The sequence below is a fragment of the Nocardioides mangrovicus genome (genome assembly GCF_003674065.1).
GTDB classification, from domain to species: domain Bacteria; phylum Actinomycetota; class Actinomycetes; order Propionibacteriales; family Nocardioidaceae; genus Marmoricola; species Marmoricola mangrovicus.
In genome coordinates this window covers 123,585-139,495 of record NZ_RDBE01000006.1, presented here as the reverse complement: position 1 = coordinate 139,495, position 15,911 = coordinate 123,585, and the positions used below count along the sequence as shown (strand labels likewise).

17 protein-coding genes are annotated in these 15,911 nt (G+C 71.4%); 12 read left to right on the top strand and 5 right to left on the bottom strand.

The annotated features are described in order from the left end of the window. Positions 1-15 precede the first annotated feature (15 nt). Positions 16-264, bottom strand: a complete 249-nt coding sequence (locus D9V37_RS06555; protein ID WP_121805345.1) for a hypothetical protein — start codon at positions 262-264, stop codon at positions 16-18. 97 nt (positions 265-361) lie between these two features. Between D9V37_RS06555 and D9V37_RS06550 the strand changes: the two genes are divergently transcribed. Genes D9V37_RS06550 through D9V37_RS06535 form a run of 4 tightly spaced genes read left to right on the top strand, consistent with a single transcriptional unit; the run spans position 362 to position 3,679 of the window. Then, entirely contained in the window at positions 362-1,384 is a 1,023-nt protein-coding gene (locus tag D9V37_RS06550; protein WP_121805344.1) for a PhoH family protein, read from the top strand. 31 nt (positions 1,385-1,415) lie between these two features. Beyond that, positions 1,416-1,886: an rRNA maturation RNase YbeY gene (gene ybeY, locus D9V37_RS06545; protein ID WP_121805343.1), complete on the top strand. Its 471-nt coding sequence runs from the start codon at positions 1,416-1,418 to the stop codon at positions 1,884-1,886. A gap of 1 nt (position 1,887) precedes the next feature. After that, on the top strand, positions 1,888-3,189 hold the full coding sequence (locus D9V37_RS06540) for a hemolysin family protein (protein ID WP_121805342.1): 1,302 nt from the start codon (positions 1,888-1,890) through the stop codon (positions 3,187-3,189). Positions 3,190-3,241: 52 nt separating this feature from the next. Beyond that, a complete protein-coding gene (locus tag D9V37_RS06535) occupies positions 3,242-3,679 on the top strand; it encodes a hypothetical protein (protein ID WP_121805341.1) in 438 nt (145 codons plus the stop codon). A 76-nt stretch (positions 3,680-3,755) separates the two neighbouring features. Here the strand turns inward: D9V37_RS06535 and D9V37_RS06530 are convergent, their stop codons facing one another. Continuing rightward, the gene (locus D9V37_RS06530; protein ID WP_121805340.1) at positions 3,756-4,190 is read right to left on the bottom strand and encodes a MarR family winged helix-turn-helix transcriptional regulator; all 435 of its coding nucleotides are present in this window, start codon (positions 4,188-4,190) and stop codon (positions 3,756-3,758) included. A 26-nt stretch (positions 4,191-4,216) separates the two neighbouring features. Between D9V37_RS06530 and D9V37_RS06525 the strand changes: the two genes are divergently transcribed. The 8 genes from D9V37_RS06525 (at position 4,217) to era (ending at position 12,726) form a co-directional block, all read left to right on the top strand. Next, on the top strand, positions 4,217-5,584 hold the full coding sequence (locus D9V37_RS06525; protein ID WP_232524788.1) for a chloride channel protein: 1,368 nt from the start codon (positions 4,217-4,219) through the stop codon (positions 5,582-5,584). A 75-nt stretch (positions 5,585-5,659) separates the two neighbouring features. Continuing rightward, positions 5,660-6,004, top strand: a complete 345-nt coding sequence (locus D9V37_RS06520; protein WP_121805860.1) for a cytidine/deoxycytidylate deaminase family protein — start codon at positions 5,660-5,662, stop codon at positions 6,002-6,004. Between the two features lie 27 nt (positions 6,005-6,031). Further along, on the top strand, positions 6,032-7,408 hold the full coding sequence (locus D9V37_RS06515) for an FAD-binding oxidoreductase (RefSeq protein WP_121805339.1): 1,377 nt from the start codon (positions 6,032-6,034) through the stop codon (positions 7,406-7,408). Further along, positions 7,405-8,697 carry an SAM-dependent methyltransferase gene (locus D9V37_RS06510; protein ID WP_121805338.1) on the top strand — a complete coding sequence of 431 codons (1,293 nt, stop codon included), beginning with the start codon at positions 7,405-7,407 and terminating at the stop codon, positions 8,695-8,697. Before D9V37_RS06515 ends, D9V37_RS06510 begins: the two co-directional genes overlap by 4 nt. 96 nt (positions 8,698-8,793) lie before the next feature. Next, positions 8,794-9,876, top strand: a complete 1,083-nt coding sequence (locus D9V37_RS06505) for a glycoside hydrolase family 43 protein (RefSeq protein WP_158604393.1) — start codon at positions 8,794-8,796, stop codon at positions 9,874-9,876. Positions 9,877-10,006: 130 nt separating this feature from the next. Continuing rightward, entirely contained in the window at positions 10,007-11,083 is a 1,077-nt protein-coding gene (locus D9V37_RS06500) for a glycoside hydrolase family 43 protein (protein WP_121805336.1), read from the top strand. A gap of 51 nt (positions 11,084-11,134) precedes the next feature. Next, complete coding sequence (locus D9V37_RS06495) at positions 11,135-11,815, top strand: siderophore-interacting protein (RefSeq protein ID WP_121805335.1); 681 nt, start codon at positions 11,135-11,137, stop codon at positions 11,813-11,815. Continuing rightward, on the top strand, positions 11,812-12,726 hold the full coding sequence (era, locus tag D9V37_RS06490; RefSeq protein ID WP_121805334.1) for a GTPase Era: 915 nt from the start codon (positions 11,812-11,814) through the stop codon (positions 12,724-12,726). The genes D9V37_RS06495 and era overlap by 4 nt, the downstream gene beginning before the upstream one ends. A gap of 234 nt (positions 12,727-12,960) precedes the next feature. On the opposite strand, the gene D9V37_RS06485 is transcribed toward era, so the two are convergent. The 3 genes from D9V37_RS06485 to D9V37_RS06475 all read right to left on the bottom strand — a co-directional run bounded on the left by D9V37_RS06485 (position 12,961) and on the right by D9V37_RS06475 (position 15,696). After that, complete coding sequence (locus tag D9V37_RS06485; protein ID WP_121805333.1) at positions 12,961-13,782, bottom strand: septum formation family protein; 822 nt, start codon at positions 13,780-13,782, stop codon at positions 12,961-12,963. After that, entirely contained in the window at positions 13,779-14,561 is a 783-nt protein-coding gene (locus D9V37_RS06480; RefSeq protein WP_158604392.1) for a septum formation family protein, read from the bottom strand. Before D9V37_RS06480 ends, D9V37_RS06485 begins: the two co-directional genes overlap by 4 nt. 205 nt (positions 14,562-14,766) lie before the next feature. Beyond that, complete coding sequence (locus tag D9V37_RS06475; protein ID WP_121805331.1) at positions 14,767-15,696, bottom strand: ferritin-like domain-containing protein; 930 nt, start codon at positions 15,694-15,696, stop codon at positions 14,767-14,769. Between the last annotated feature and the right edge of the window lie 215 nt (positions 15,697-15,911).

The following is a 15,911-nucleotide window of genomic DNA, read 5'->3' as shown; positions in this document are numbered from 1 at the left end:
CCCGAGCCGATTCACTCAGTGACCGAGCAGGTGCATGACGGTCACGAGCAGCGGCCAGCCGACGAGGAGCAGCAGTGCGACCCACGCCACGAGCTTGTGGCTGGGCTTGCGCGGGTCCAGGTGCGAGAAGAACGCCAGCTGCGCGCCCTCCAGGGTGTTGCGGTCCAGCCCGATGCGGGCGGCGTCCTCGGTGCCGAAGGGCTCGTGCGGACCCCAGTCGCGGGTCGCCCGCTGCTCCTCGTCGTGCTCGGGGCCGCCGGTCATGGGGCCAGCGTAGAACGCGGATGAGGTTGTCGGCGCGCGCCAGTAGCATGGAGCGAGCCGCACCGCCCCACCAGGAAGGGCCCCCACCCGGGCATCCATGACCGAACGCCAACCGGACGACGTCCGCTCCTCGACCTCCGAGACGACCCACCAGGTCGTCGTCCCCAACAGCATCAACATGGTGGCCCTGCTCGGTCCGGGTGATGAGAACCTCGGGCTGATCGAGCGCGCCTTCGACGCCGACGTCCACGTCCGCGGCAACCAGGTCACGCTGCGCGGCGAGCCCGCCGAGGTCGCGCTGGCCGAGCGGCTCCTCGAGGAGCTGGTCACCATCCTGCGCACGGGACAGAGCGTCACCGGCGAGACCGTCGAGCGGGCCATCGGCATGCTGCGCACGGAGACCACCGAGCGCCCGGCCGACGTGCTGAGCCTCAACATCTTGTCCAACCGCGGCCGCACGATCCGTCCCAAGACCCTGAACCAGAAGCGCTACGTCGACGCCATCGACAAGCACACCATCGTCTTCGGCATCGGCCCGGCCGGCACCGGCAAGACCTACCTGGCCATGGCCAAGGCGGTCCAGGCGCTGCAGACCAAGCAGGTCAACCGGATCATCTTGAGCCGCCCGGCCGTGGAGGCCGGCGAGCGGCTCGGCTTCCTTCCCGGCACGCTGAGCGAGAAGATCGACCCCTACCTGCGCCCGCTCTACGACGCGCTGCACGACATGGTCGACCCCGAGTCGATCCCCAAGCTGCTGGCCGCCGGCACCATCGAGGTCGCACCGCTGGCCTACCTGCGCGGCCGATCGCTCAACGACTCCTTCATCGTGCTCGACGAGGCGCAGAACACCACGCCGGAGCAGATGAAGATGTTCCTCACCCGGCTCGGGTTCGGCTCGAAGATCGTGGTCACCGGCGACGTCACGCAGGTCGACCTGCCCGGCAGCACCAAGTCCGGGCTGCGCGTGGTGCAGGGCATCCTCGAGGGCATCGAGGACGTCTCCTTCAACCGGCTCACCGCCTCCGACGTCGTGCGGCACCGGCTGGTCGGCCAGATCGTCGCGGCCTACGACGCCTTCGACGCCCGCGAGGAGAAGGCCGGCGGGTCGCGCGGACGATGAGGACCAGCGACGAGGACCAGGTGGTCACCCGATGAGCATCGAGGTCCTCAACGAGTCCGGGCTGGACCTGGACCCCCACCGCACCCAGCGGCTCGCCCGGTTCGTGATGGGCCAGCTGCGCGTGCACCCGCAGGCCGAGCTGTGCGTGACCGCTGTCGACGAGGACACCATCGCCGAGCTCAACGGACGCTGGATGGAGGCGGAGGGCCCGACCGACGTGCTCGCCTTCCCGATGGACGAGCTGCGTCCGGGCCTGGTCGACGCCGAGCCCGAGGAGGGCGTGCTGGGCGACCTGGTGCTGTGCCCGGCGGTCGCCGCGCGGCAGGCCGAGACGGCCGGCCACTCCACCACCGAGGAGCTGGACCTGCTCACCGTCCACGGCCTGCTGCACCTGCTCGGCTACGACCACGCGCTGCCCGAGGAGCACGCGGAGATGTTCGGCCTGCAAGACAAGCTGCTCGAGCTGTGGCGCACCGAGCTGGCCGGCGACGCCAGCCCCTGACGTGACCGCGCAGAACCTGTGGTTGCTGGTCCTGGTCGTGGGACTGGTGGTGGTGGCCGGGCTCCTCAGCAGCGCCGAGGCCGCGCTGTCGAGCTTCTCGCGCGCCCGGGCGAGCGAGCTGGCCGAGGAGAAGCGACCGGGCTCGCGGGCGCTGCTGGCCGTGGTCGACGACCCGCCCCGGGTGATGGCCACGCTGCTGCTGCTGCGGCTGCTGGCCGAGACCAGCGCCGTCGTGCTGGCCACCGCCGTCGTCTTCGACCTGCTGGGCTCGATCCGCGGCGACGAGACCAGCGTCGTCACCCACCGCTGGCCGTCGGTGGTGGTCTCCATCGCCGTCATGCTCGTCATCTCGTTCGTCTTCATCGGGGTCGCGCCCCGCACGCTGGGCCGCCAGCACGCGGAGACCGTCGCGCTGCTCTCGGCCGGCGCCCTGATCTGGCTGACCCGGGTGCTGGGACCGGTACCGCGGCTGCTCATCCTCATCGGCAACGCCCTCACGCCCGGCCGAGGCTTCCGCGAGGGCCCGTTCGCCTCCGAGGCCGAGCTGCGCGAGCTGGTCGACCTGGCCGAGGCCTCGGGGCTGGTGGAGGTCGGCGAGCAGCGGATGATCCAGTCGGTCTTCGAGCTCGGCGACACCATCGCCCGCGAGGTGATGGTGCCGCGCACCGACGTCGTCTACATCGAGCGCACGAAGACGCTGCGGCAGGCGATGTCGCTGCTGCTGCGCAGCGGCTACTCCCGGATCCCGGTCGTCGAGGACGACCTGGACGACGTGGTCGGCTTCGCCTACCTCAAGGACCTCTCGCGCCGGGTCTTCGACCGGCACGAGGCCGAGGCCAAGGAGAAGGTCGAGTCGGTGATGCGGCCGGTGCTGTGGGTGCCCGACACCAAGCCGGTCGACGACCTGCTGCGCGAGATGCAGGCCGACCGTCGCCACATCGCCGTCGTGGTCGACGAGTACGGCGGCACCGCGGGCGTGGTGACCATCGAGGACATCTTGGAGGAGATCGTCGGCGAGATCGTCGACGAGTACGACCCGGCCGCCGAGGAGGTCGAGCGGCTGCCGGACGGCACCGTGCGGCTGCCCTCGCGCTTCCCGGTCGACGACCTCGAGGACGTCGTGGGGGTGCGGATCGTCGACGACGAGATCGACTCGGTGGGAGGTCTGATGGCCAAGCACCTGGGCAAGGTGCCGATCCCCGGCTCGATCGTGGTCATCGACGGCCTGATCTTCGAGGCCGAGCAGGCCGCCGGCCGTCGCAACCGGATCGGCACGGTGTCGATCCGCCCTGTCACATCCTGACGACCTCGCACGTCATCCTCACGACACGACGCACCCACCGACAGGAGTCACGATGCCCAGCAGCAAGTCCGGGTTCACCGCCGAGGAGCGCGAGGCCATGAAGGCGCGCACCGAGGAGCTGCAGTCCTCCGGCCGCGGCGGGAAGAAGAAGGCCGAGGAGGCCGAGGCCTGCCTCGAGGCGATCGAGAAGATGGAGGGCCTCGACCGCGCCATCGGCGAGCGCATCCACGCCATCGTCACCGACGTCGCCCAGGGCCTGCGCCCGAAGACCTGGTACGGGATGCCGGCCTACGCGAACGCTGCAGACAAGGTGGTCTGCTTCTACAAGCACTCCGCCAAGTTCGGTGCCCGCTACTCCACCTTCGGCTTCAACGACACCGCCTCCCTCGACGACGGCGACCTGTGGCCCACCGAGTACGCCGTCACCAGCACCTCGGAGGCCGTCCTGGCGGAGCTGGAGAAACTGGTCAAGCGCGCCGTGGCGGGATAGTCAGAGACGAAATGGCTGTCGATCAGGCCGATCGACAGCCATTTCGTCTCGGACTACGCCGCCGGGCGGGGCGGCCTCACGACCACAGCTCGGCCGCGATGTCGGCGAACAGCCGCATCGACCGGGTGAGCTCGGCGGTCTGCTCCTCGGTGAGGCGTTCGACGACGGCGGTCAGGTCGCGGCGACGGCGGTTGCTGATCTTGGTCACGATGCGCTTGCCGGCCGGGGTCAGGGCCAGCCGGGTCTCGCGGCGGTTCTCGGGCGGGATGCTGCGGTCGACCAGGCCCGCCTCCTCGAGCCGGTCGACCATCCGGGCTGCGGTGGAGGGGACGACGTCCAGTGCCGCGGCGAGGTCGACCAGTCGGCGTGGCCCGTCGGTGAGCACGACGAGCATCCGGAACTGGGGGAGCGTCATCGACGTCGAGTCCGCGATCGAGCGGGCCGAGACCGCCACCAGAGCGCGTGAGGCGTCGAGCAGGGCGTCGACCGCCTCATGCTGATTCGCTTGCATAGCTGCAACTGTTGCATACTGCAAGCGTGCATCGCATCCCCACGAAGGTCCGTCACGTCCGCAGCGTCGGCCCGGGGCAGGTCCGGCTGCTGCTGCTCGCGCTGCTGGTCGGCCTCGGTGCCGGCGCCGGCGCGATCGTGTTCCGCTACCTGGTCCTGGGGCTCACCCGACTGCTCTCCGGGCACGCCGACTACGCCGGCGCCGGCCACTCCGCCAACCCGCTGGTGCCGTGGCTGGGCCCCTTCTTCGTGCTGGTCGCGCCGGTGGTGGCGGGGCTGGTCTACGGGCCGCTGGTCACGCGCTTCGCGCCCGAGGCCCGTGGCCACGGCGTGCCCGAGGTGATGCTCGCCGTAGCCCGCAACGGTGGCCGTATCCGCCCGCAGGTCGCGCTGGTGAAGTCGCTGGCCAGCGCCCTGTGCATCGGCGGCGGCGGCTCGGTGGGCCGGGAGGGTCCGATCGTCCAGATCGGGTCGGCACTGGGGTCCTCACTCGGTCAGATGCTCCGGCTCGACACCGCGCGGCTTCGCCTGCTCGTCGCCTGCGGGGCCGCCGGCGGGATCGCCGCCACGTTCAACGCCCCGCTGGCCGGCGTCTTCTTCGCGATGGAGCTGGTGCTGCGTCGCTGGAACGCCGAGTCGTTCGGGATGGTGGCCGTCTCCTCGGTCACGGCCAGCGTCACCGGCCGAGCGGTGCTCGGCGACGAGCCGTTCCTGTCCCTGCCGGGCTTCGAGGTCACCCACCTGACGCAGTACGCGCTCGTCGCGGTACTCGGTGTCGTGGCGGGCGTGGTGGGCGTCTGCTTCTCACGGTTCCTCTACCTCGTCGAAGACGTCTGCGACTGGATCTGGCACCGCACCCGCGGCCCCGAGTGGCTGCGTCCGGGCGTCGGCGGGCTCGCGCTCGGCGTGGTGCTGCTGGCGCTGCCGCAGCTGTACGGGGTGGGGTACCCGGTGCTGGGCGACGCCGTCGACGGTCGCTACGCGGTGGGCTTCCTTCTCGTGCTGCTGGCCGGCAAGATGCTCGCCTGCAGCCTCACGATCGGCATCGGCGGCTCCGGCGGCGTCTTCGCGCCCAGCCTGTTCTGCGGGGCGATGCTCGGCGCGGCCTTCGGTGAGCTGGTGCACGCCGTCGACCCAGGCGCCGGCCCGGCGGGGGCGTACGCGCTGATCGGGATGGGAGCCGTGTTCGCCGGCGCCGCGCGCGCCCCGGTCACGGCGGTCGTCATCCTCTTCGAGCTGACCGGCGAGTACTCGATCATCTTGCCGATGATGCTGGCCATCGTGCTGGCCACCGGCGCCAGCCACCTCGTCTCCGCCGACACCGTCTACACCCGCAAGCTGTTGCGCCGTGGCATCGATCTCGAGCAGCCCAGCGACCTCCCCGCCACCGCCTGAGCGCCTAGTCCAGACCGAGTAGCACCGATCTCGGCCTGCGCACTGGTGCTACTCGGTCTGGACTACCCTCGCGGCGTGCCCGAGCTGAGCGACCCCGAGGATCAGAAGCTGGTGACGTTGGCCCGGGCGACTCGGGCGCGGACGCAGGCGGCGGAGGGGGCGGCGCTGCGCGACCTCGACGGGCGCACGTACGCCGCGGCGACGGTCGACTTGGCGCACCTGCAGGTCAGCGCGGTGGGCGTGGCGCTGGCGATGGCCGTGGCCTCGGGGGCTGCGGGGGTGGAGGCGGTGGTGGTGCTCACCGACGCCGACGCCGTGGCCGAGAACGACCTGGCGGCGGTGCGCGATCTCGGCGGCGAGGGCGTCGCTGTGCACCGAGCAGACCCCCGCGGGAGTGTGGCGGAGACCCTCTCCACCTGAGGGCGCGAGGAGTTATAGCCTGCGGGTATGGGGCTCGTCGGGCAGCAGGCGCACGACCGCGCGGTCGAACGACTCAGCGCCTCCTACGCCGCGATCCCGGCCGAGCGCCGGGTGCGGCTGGCGAAGCGGACCTCGAACCTGTTCCGGCCGCGGGCCGACAGCGACGCTCCCGGCCTCGACGTCGCAGGGCTCGCCGGGGTCATCAGCGTCGACGCCGCGAACCGCACGGCCGACGTGCAGGGCATGTGCACCTACGAGGACCTGTGCGACGTCACCCTCGAGCACGGGCTGATCCCGCTGGTGGTGCCGCAGCTGCGCACCATCACCCTCGGCGGCGCGGTCACCGGCCTGGGCATCGAGTCCACCAGCTTCCGCAACGGCCTGCCGCACGAGTCGGTGCTGGAGATGGACGTGTTCACCGGCACCGGCGAGGTGGTCACGGCCACCGCCACGAACGAGCACGCCGACCTGTTCGCCACCTTCCCGAACTCCTACGGCTCGCTCGGCTACGCCACCCGGCTGCGCATCGAGCTGGAGCCGATCGGCGCGCTGGTGGGGCTGCGTCACGTGCGGTTCGACGACATCGGCCTGCTGGGCAAGACGATCGAGCAGATCGTCGAGACCGGCGAGTACGACGGCCAGCACGTCGACGGCATGGACGGCGTCGCCTTCGAGCCGGGCGAGGCGTACCTGACGCTGGCCACCTGGCTGCCCGCGCGCGACGGCGCACCCACCAGCGACTACGCCGGCCAGCAGATCTACTTCCGCAGCATCCGCGAGCGCGAGAGCGACCTCCTCACGCCGTACGACTACCTGTGGCGCTGGGACACCGACTGGTTCTGGTGCTCCGGCGCGTTCGGCGCGCAGAACCCCTACCTGCGCCGGGTGTGGCCGCGGCGCTGGCGGCGCAGCGACGTCTACCACCGGCTGCTGGGCCTGGACCAGCGCTTCGACATCGCCGACCGGCTCGACCGCCGCGCCGGCCGGCCGCGGCGCGAGCGCGTGGTGCAGGACATCGAGGTCCCCGTCGAGCGGCTGGGGGAGTTCCTGGCCTGGTTCGACGAGCACGTCGGGATGCGCCCGGTGTGGCTGTGCCCGCTGCGGTTGCGCGGCGAGACCACGTGGCCCACCTACCCGCTGGAGCGCGGCCGTACCTACGTCAACGCAGGGTTCTGGGGCACCGTCCACGTGGGCCCCGAGGCCGACGACGCCCCGCGCAACCGCGCGATCGAGGCCGAGGTGCACGACCTGGGCGGCCACAAGTCCCTGTACTCCGAGGCCTTCTACGACCCCGAGACCTTCGACCGGCTCTACGACGGCGCCAACCTGGCCGCCGTGAAGGGTCGCTACGACCCGGCCGGGCGGTTCCCCTCCCTCTACGACAAGGCGGTGCGACGCGGATGACCCTGCTGGACGGAACCTCGGCGATGAGCATCGGGCAGATGCTCGACTCCCTGCTCAAGGGCGGCTTCCCGATCGCGTTCACCGCCTACGACGGCAGCTCGGCGGGCCCGCAGGATTCCCCGATCAAGGCCCACCTGGCCAACGAGCGCGGGCTGCGCTACCTGCTCACCGCCCCCGGCGACCTCGGCCTGGCGCGGGCGTACGTGATGGGCGACCTGGAGATCTCCGGCGTCCACCCCGGCGACCCCTACGAGGCGATGGCGCGCATCAAGGAGCACACGCACTTCCAGATGCCGCCGGCCACCGACGTGCTGCGGATGCTGCGCTCGGTCGGACTGTCGAACCTCAACCCGCCGCCGGTGCCCCCGCAGGAGCACCTGCCGCGCTGGCGCCGGCTGGTGGAAGGCATGCGGCACTCCCAGGCCCGCGACGCCGAGGCCATCCACCACCACTACGACGTCTCCAACCGGTTCTACGAGCTGGTGCTCGGTCCCTCGATGACCTACACGTGCGCCTGCTACCCGACGATCGACGCGACGTTGGAGGAGGCCCAGGGCTTCAAGTACGACCTGGTCGCGCGCAAGCTCGGACTGCACGAGGGCGACCGGCTGCTCGACGTCGGCTGCGGCTGGGGCGGCATGGTGCGCCACGCCGCGCGCAAGTACGGCGTCAAGGCGCTCGGCGTCACGCTGTCGCAGGAGCAGGCCGAGTGGGCGCAGGAGGCGATCAAGCGCGAGGGGCTCGACCACCTGGCCGAGGTGCGCTTCATGGACTACCGCGACGTCCCCGAGGGCGACTTCGACGCGATCAGCTCGATCGGCCTCACCGAGCACATCGGCGTGAAGAACTACCCGGCCTACTTCTCGGTCCTGCGCGACAAGCTGCGTCCCGGCGGCCGGCTGCTCAACCACTGCATCACCCGCCAGGACAACCGTCCGAAGAACACCGGGGCGTTCATCGACCGCTACGTCTTCCCCGACGGCGAGCTCACCGGCGTCGGCACCATCGTCAGCGCGATCCAGGACCACGGCCTGGAGGTACGCCACGAGGAGAACCTGCGCGAGCACTACGCGATGACGCTGCGCGACTGGTGCCGCAACCTGGTGGCGAACTGGGACGAGTGCGTCGCCGAGGTCGGCGAGGGCACCGCTCGGGTGTGGGGGCTCTACATGGCCGGCTCGCGGTTCGCCTTCGACATCGACGAGATCGAGCTGCACCAGGTGCTGGCGGTCAAGGACCACCCCGGGGGCGCGGCCGACTTCGGGCTGCGGCCGACCTGGAACGGCTGAACCGGATCCGCCGGAACTCCTGCTGGGTTACCCTTCCCCGAAGTCCTCGGGTGACGGGAGTGAACGATGAGGCACGGGGTACGACGGGTCGCGCTCGTGACGGGGCTGCTGGCCGCGGCGCTGACGGCCTCGACGCTGCCGGCGGCGCAGGCGGTCGATCACAAGCCGAACCCGAAGGGCAGCGACCCGTTCACCGCGGGCACGCCGTACACCGGTGACTTCCCCGACCCCACCGTCCTGCGCATCGGCTCGACCTATTTCGCCTACTCGACCACGACGGCGAACATCAACCTGCCGCTCCTGACCTCTCACGACCTCTCGATCTGGACCACGCGTCCCAGCTACACCGCGGGCTCGGCCACCGACAACGACGCGCTGCCCGACAGCCCGGTCTGGGCCAGCCAGAACACCGTGGTCAACGGGCACCGCAAGTCGCCGGTCTGGGCGCCGTCGGTGGCGCGCATCCAGGGCCGCTACGTCGCGGCGTACGCCACCCAGCTGGCCGACCACAGCCGTTACTGCATCTCGACCGCTCGCGCCGGTTCGCCCTGGGGCCCGTTCACCGACACCAGCGCCGGTCCGCTCGTCTGCCCGGCGCACCAAGGTGCGATCGACCCCTCCCTGTTCCGCTACAAGGGCAAGAACTGGCTGCTCTACAAGACCGAGGGCAACGCCAGCACGCCGCCGAAGATCTGGTCGCGCCAGCTGAACAAGTACGCCACCGGCTTCGCGCACCGCTCAAAGGCCCGGGTGCTGCTCAAGCCGAAGCTGGCCTGGGAGGGCGGGGTCATCGAGAACCCGGCCATGGTGGTCTGGCGCAAGCGGCTCTACCTGTTCTACTCGGCCAACAACTGGGCCAGTGACCGTTACCGCATCGGCTACTCGCTGTGCACCTCGATGGTCACCAAGTGCAAGCGGCTCACGCGCTACCCGCTGATGCGCAACTCCGCGACCATCTCCGGGCCCGGCGGCGAGTCGCCGTTCGTCGACGCCCACGGACTGCTGCGGATGGCCTACCACGCCTGGACGCCGGGCAACATCGGCTACCCGACGACCACCACCTGCCTCACCCAGCCCAGCGGGTGCGCGCAGCGTCGGATGCACATCGCCCGCCTCGTGCGGGTGCCGGGCACCAAGCGGCTGCGGCTGGCCGACTACGGCGCCAGGTTCGGTACATAACGCCGCGAGCGTCTCGATCACCGAGAAGCTCTCGTCCGTTTGGTCCGATTTAGCAAGAACGCCGGACGGAGCGACCCGTCGCGCTCGATAGTTTGCGGGTCAGTCGTTCTCGGATCCCGCAGGAGCAGCAGTGCCGCCCCACCACCGCCGCCAGCACCGCGACAGCGGCCCGCGCCGACGTACGCCGGTGGTGCTCGCCCTGCTCGCGGTGGCCGCGATGCTGGGCTCGCTGCTGGTCGGCTCCTCGGCCGACGCCGCGCGTCCGGGAGCCTTCGACAACGGGCGCGCCTACTCCGGTGACTTCCCCGACCCCTCGGTCATCCGGGCCGGGTCGACGTACTACGCCTACTCCACCAACACCTCCAACCTGAACCTGCCCACGCTGGCCAGCAAGGACCTCGTGCACTGGACCGCCTACGGCGACTCGATGCCGAGCCCGGGCAGCTGGACCAGGCAGATCCGGTCCGGCGGGCGGTCGATCACCCGCACCTGGGCGCCGTCGGTGACCTACGTGCACGGGCAGTCGCACGGGCAGGGCCGGTTCGTGCTCGCCTACACCGCTCCGATCGACGCCGGCGGGGCCCGCAAGAACTGCATCGGACTGGCCAGTGCGGCCAAGCCGACCGGTCCGTTCGTCGACCACGGCTCGCACCCGGTGGTGTGCCCCTCGGACCAGGGCGCCATCGACCCGCAGGTCTACGTCGCCGAGGACGGCCATCCGTACCTGATCTGGAAGACCGAGGGAATCGTCGGGCACGCGCCCACGGTGTTCTGGTCGCAGCGGCTGCGGGCCGACGGCACCGCGCTGGCCGACGGCACCAGCCCGACCTCGCTGCTGAGCACCGCGCTGGCCTGGGAGGGCCACGTCATCGAGAACCCGACGATGATCCGGGTGAACGGGCTGATCTACCTCTTCTACTCCGCCAACGAGTACCGCACCACGAGCTACGCCATCGGCTACGCGGTCTGCCAGAGCGTGCTGGGACCGTGCGTCCGTCCGAGCACCGCGCCGCTGCTGGCCACCGGCGGCGGCATCGCCGGCCCGGGCGGACCGACGCCGGTGCTGGGTCCCGACGGCCAGCTGCGCCTGGCCTACGCCGCCTGGGACGCCGGTCGCGTCGGCTATCCGCGCAACCAGCGTCGGCTCCACGTGGCCCGGCTGGCCATCGACGCCGACGGCCTGCTGCACGTCACCGACCGGGGATGAGGTCGGCGGCCCCGTGACCACGGCGGCCGCGGTGTCACTAGCCTTGGGTCGGTGAGCCACCGGACCGCGCCGCTGCCCGGACGCGTCACGTCGCGTCGCGAGCTCACGGCCCACCTGGTGCGACTCGAGGTCGAGGTGCCGGGCTGGCACAGCAGCGGCGTCCTCGACGAGTGGGTGGCGCTCACGGTGCCGGGTCAGTACCAGACCCGCTACTACACGGTGCGCGACGTCGAGGGGGAGCGGCTAGTGCTCGACGTGGTCATCCACGACGAGGGGCTGGTGACCACCTGGGCGGCCGGCGACTGCGTCGGCGACCAGGTGCTGGTCTCGCTGCCGCAGGGCTCGTTCGCGCTCCCCGACGACGCCGGCTGGCTGGTGCTGGCGGCCGATCTGACCGGTCTGCCCGCGGTGGCCCGGATCGCCGCCCACCACCGGGTCACGGCCTACGTCGAGGCGCCCGCCGGCACCGAGGTGGCCTACGACCCGATCGCGGGCGAGGTGACCTGGGTGGAGCCGCCGGCGCACGGGTCGGGCCAGACGTCGGCGCTGGCGGACCTGGTGAGCGGGCTGACCTGGCCCGCGGGCCCGGGCTACTTCTGGATGGCGGGGGAGTCGGCGCAGATGCGCGAGATCCGCAAGCACCTGCGTCACGAGGTGGGCTTCGAGACCACGAGATTCGACGTGATGGGCTACTGGAGCGGCGCGCGCGGCCGCCGGCTGCGGGCCTCATGAGCCACCGTTCCGGCTTCGCCTGCTTCGTCGGTCGCCCCAACGCCGGCAAGTCCACGCTGACCAACGCCATCGTCGGCACCAAGGTGGCCATCACCTCCTCGCGACCGCAGACCACGCGGACGACCGTGCGCGGCATCGTCCACCGGCCAGACGCACAGCTGGTGCTGGTCGACACCCCGGGCCTGCACCGGCCGAGGACGCTGCTGGGCGAGCGGCTCAACGACCTGGTGCGCACCACGTGGGCCGAGGTCGACGTGGTGGCGGTGTGCTTCCCGGCGGACCAGAAGATCGGGCCGGGCGACCGCTTCTTGACCCAGGAGCTGGCCAAGGTGCGGCGCACCCCGAAGCTCGCGGTGGCGACCAAGACCGACCTCGTCGGCCCCGAGCGGGTGGCCGAGCACCTGCTCGACATCGCCGCGCTGGGCGACCAGACCTCCACCGAGTGGGCGGACGTGGTGCCGGTCTCGGCCGTCTCCGGCGACCAGGTGGGCCTGCTCGCCGACCTGCTGGTGGCCCGACTGCCCGAGGGTCCGCCGCTCTACCCCGACGGCGAGCTCACCGACGCCCCGGAGGAGACCATCGTCGCCGAGCTGGTCCGTGAGGCCGCGCTCGAGGGCGTCCGCGACGAGCTGCCGCACTCGATCGCGGTGGTGGTGGAGGAGATGGGGCTGCGCCCCGACCGGCCCGCCGACAAGCCGCTGCTGGACATCCACGCCAACCTCTTCGTCGAGCGCGACTCCCAGAAGGGCATCGTCATCGGGCACAAGGGCGCCCGGCTGCGCGAGGTCGGCACCCGCGCCCGTACCTCCATCGAGGCGATGCTGGGGACGCCGGTCTACCTCGACCTGCGGGTGAAGATCGCCAAGGACTGGCAGCGCGACCCGCGTCAGCTGCGACGGCTGGGGTTCTAGGCTGCCGCAGCCGGCGGGGTGGTCTCGACGCGCCGGCTCGTTCCTCGCCGTGCTGCTCGACCACCCGTGGTGCCGCCGCGGATCGAGCCGTGTGGTGCTGCGGTGTTCGAGGAGCAGGCGAGCCGTAGTGCTGCGGTGATCGAGCAGCAGGCGAGCCCTGGCGAGCCGCGCGTCGAGATCACCCCACCGCGGTGGCCGGGCACGGGTCGTCCCTGACCTCCGCGCCCGCCTCGCTCAGGTCGCCGGCACCCAGCACAGCCCGTACCGCTGCCCGTCGTCCCACTCGTGCTTCGTGGGCCACTCGAAGGACCACTTGTAGACCAGCGGATCGGTGGCCCGCTGCTGGGCCTCGACCTTGCAGCTGTCGTCGGCGGCGGCCTGCGCCTTGGCGCCGAGGTAGGCAGCGTCGGCGGCGATGGCGACGACCTTGACCGCCTGCCACTGGTGGGGCTGGGCGCAGATGATGCGGCTGAAGCGCTTGGCTGAGGGTGCCGAGTTGCCGCAGATGCCGTAGCGATCCAGGCCCCGGTCGGCGTCGGAGAGCACGTTCTTCGTCGTGGCCAGGGTGGCCAGGTCGTCGGCGCCGCGCACGGCGACCAGGTCGCAGCGGAACCAGTCGGCGCCGCGGTCGGCCTGCGTCAGCGACGGGCTGAACCAGATCGAGGTGAAGCGGCTCAACCGCTGGGTGTCCTGGTCGCCGCCCACCCAGCCGCCGACCTTGGTCGGGCAGGTCTGAGCGATCTGGGTCTGCACCGTGGCGCTGTCGACGGTGAGCAGGTGGCCGTCGACCACCGGGTCGATGCGACCCACGTAGATCGTCACCGCCGTGTGGGCCTGCGAGCACGGCACCGCCGGGACGTCGGTGGTGGGGCTGGTGGCCGCGTCGTAGGTGAGCTGGTAGCACTGGCCGACCTGCGGCGGCGGGTCGGGCGCCTGCGAGGTGGTGGCGCTCGGGCTGGGGCTGCGGGTCGTGGACCGCTTCGCGGCGGGCGCGCCACCGCTCGCGCAGCCGGAGACCAGCAGCACGAGGAGCACGAGGAGGAGGAGACGCCTCATCGGGTGGTGGCCGCCCAGCAGACCGAGCGTCGCTCGCCCGCGGCCCAGTCGGCTTCGCGTACGACGCTCGAGCCGTAGCGGTAGTCGGTCGTGGGGTAGCCCAGCCAGCCGCCGACCGAGTCGGAGCAGAACTGCTGGCTGCGCACCTGGGCGATCCGCTCGCCGGGCCAGGCGTCCTGGGGCTGCCCGACCTTGATGGTGGTGACCGCCCGCCAGGTGTGCGCCTGGCTGCACGGTACCCGCGGGGCGCCGGCCAGCCGGGTGCCACGGGCGCAGGCCATCCAGTCCTCCGGCGGGCGGGCGGCCAGGGCGCCCGCGGTGGTGCGCGGCAGCGACCGATAGGCCCGTGCGTCCTCGGGTCCGCCGACGACGTCGCAGCGGAACCAGCGGGCCCGGGCGGCCCACGCCGGCTTCGACGGGCCGAACCAGGCCCAGCTGAACAGGGATCGCAGCGCGATCGACTCATCGCCACCCAGGTGCGCGACGAAGGCCGGCTGGCACACGCCGTAGACGTAGCGGCCCAGCGCACTGCTGCCGTACGCCGCGCGTCGCAGCGAGGCCGGGAAGCGGCCGACGAGATAGGTCTGCGCGGTGTGCCGCCGCGAGCAGGCCACCCGCGGCGAGTCGTTGTTGGAACGAGCGACGTCGCGCGGGGTGAGCGAACGGCAGGTGCCGTCGGCGGGGGCGGCGGTACGCGCCGGTGCTGTGGTGCCACAACCGGCGGCCACGACTGCCAGCAGCAGCGTGGCGTGGGCGAGGCGCCCGGGGTTCAGGAGCACGCCCGCGAATGTACCGGCCGCCAATGGTGCGCCCGGGCGTGGGCAGGCCCCGACGCCCGGCCGCGAGAGGGGTGCGACCGGGCGTCGGAGGATCAGGCTCGCGGCGCCTGGGTGGCCAGGAGCCAGGCCGCCCGGGCGACGACCATCACCAGCAGCAACGAGGCGAGGACGGTGCCGACCTCGGTCAGGATCAGGTCCATCGCGATCAACCGTTCGCGCCGCTGGTGTTGACCACACCGTTGACGCCGCTGGGGTAGAAACCACCGCTGGTGGTGGCGGCCGGGTTGAGGTAAACCACGTTGAGCACCTGCTGCGGCGAGCGGCTGAACGCCACGCCGTTGGCGTCGGTGGGCACCAGGTTGGCGCGGTAGCCGCGCTTGGCGGGACCCTGGTCCAGGTCCGTGGTGCCGTCGAGGGAGTCGCGCGCCCGGCTGATCTTGTCGGCGGCGTAGCCCAGACCGCGGTCGTAGAGCTTCTCGCGGATGATGCCGGCGTGGTAGGCCTCCACGGCCAGGATGCCGGCGGCCGCCTCGAGGTAGGCCGAGTTGCCGATCAGCGGCGCCGCGCCCTTGTAGGCCGTGACCCCGACGTCCTCGAAGATGAAGGCGGCCAGCAAGAAGTTGTTCTCGTTGGCGAAGGGGTCGAACCGCTGGTGCTTCTTGATCAGCCCGGCGGCACGGGCCGCGGCGGTGAAGGAGTGGTACAGGTCGATCTTCGGCCGCGAGACCGCCGCCGAGCCGAGGTTCTGGCGCAGGAAGGCGACGTGGTGGGTCTCATCGCCGGCGATCTCCTGGGCCACCGAACGGAGCCGCTTGGTGGCGAAGTGGACCTTGCGACCGCCCGAGACGCTTCCCAGCGTGCCGGTGCCGCCGATCAGCGAGCTGTCCAGGCCCCGACCGTAGGCCGCGCGGTGGTAGAACTCGGCCTCCAGGTACTCCAGGTTGAGCGCGAAGTTGAGCACCGCGCTCTCGGTGGGGGTGGCGGCCTCGGCAGGCGAGGCGCCGAGCGCGCCCAGCGAGCCGGCACCCAGGGTGCCCAGGCCGGCCACACCGGCCGCCTTGAGGAACACGCGCCGGTCGGTCTCGTTCTCGGCGCTGCGGTTGATCATGTCGCGCACGACGGATTTTCCGAACATCTCTTCTCCCATTTCGCTAGAGTCATACCTCGGCCGTTTACGCCGTCACTCGCCAGCACGTCGGGGATGCGGATCGCGGTTCCGACGTCCTAGCGCGGGACGGTGACAACACCGAATCGCCAACTGAGCTTGGCGTCTGGGAACCGAACCTAGGCCCGATGCGTCCGAGGGGAAAGGGTTCAAACAAATAAAATAAAAGTCGTCGCCAATCCAAG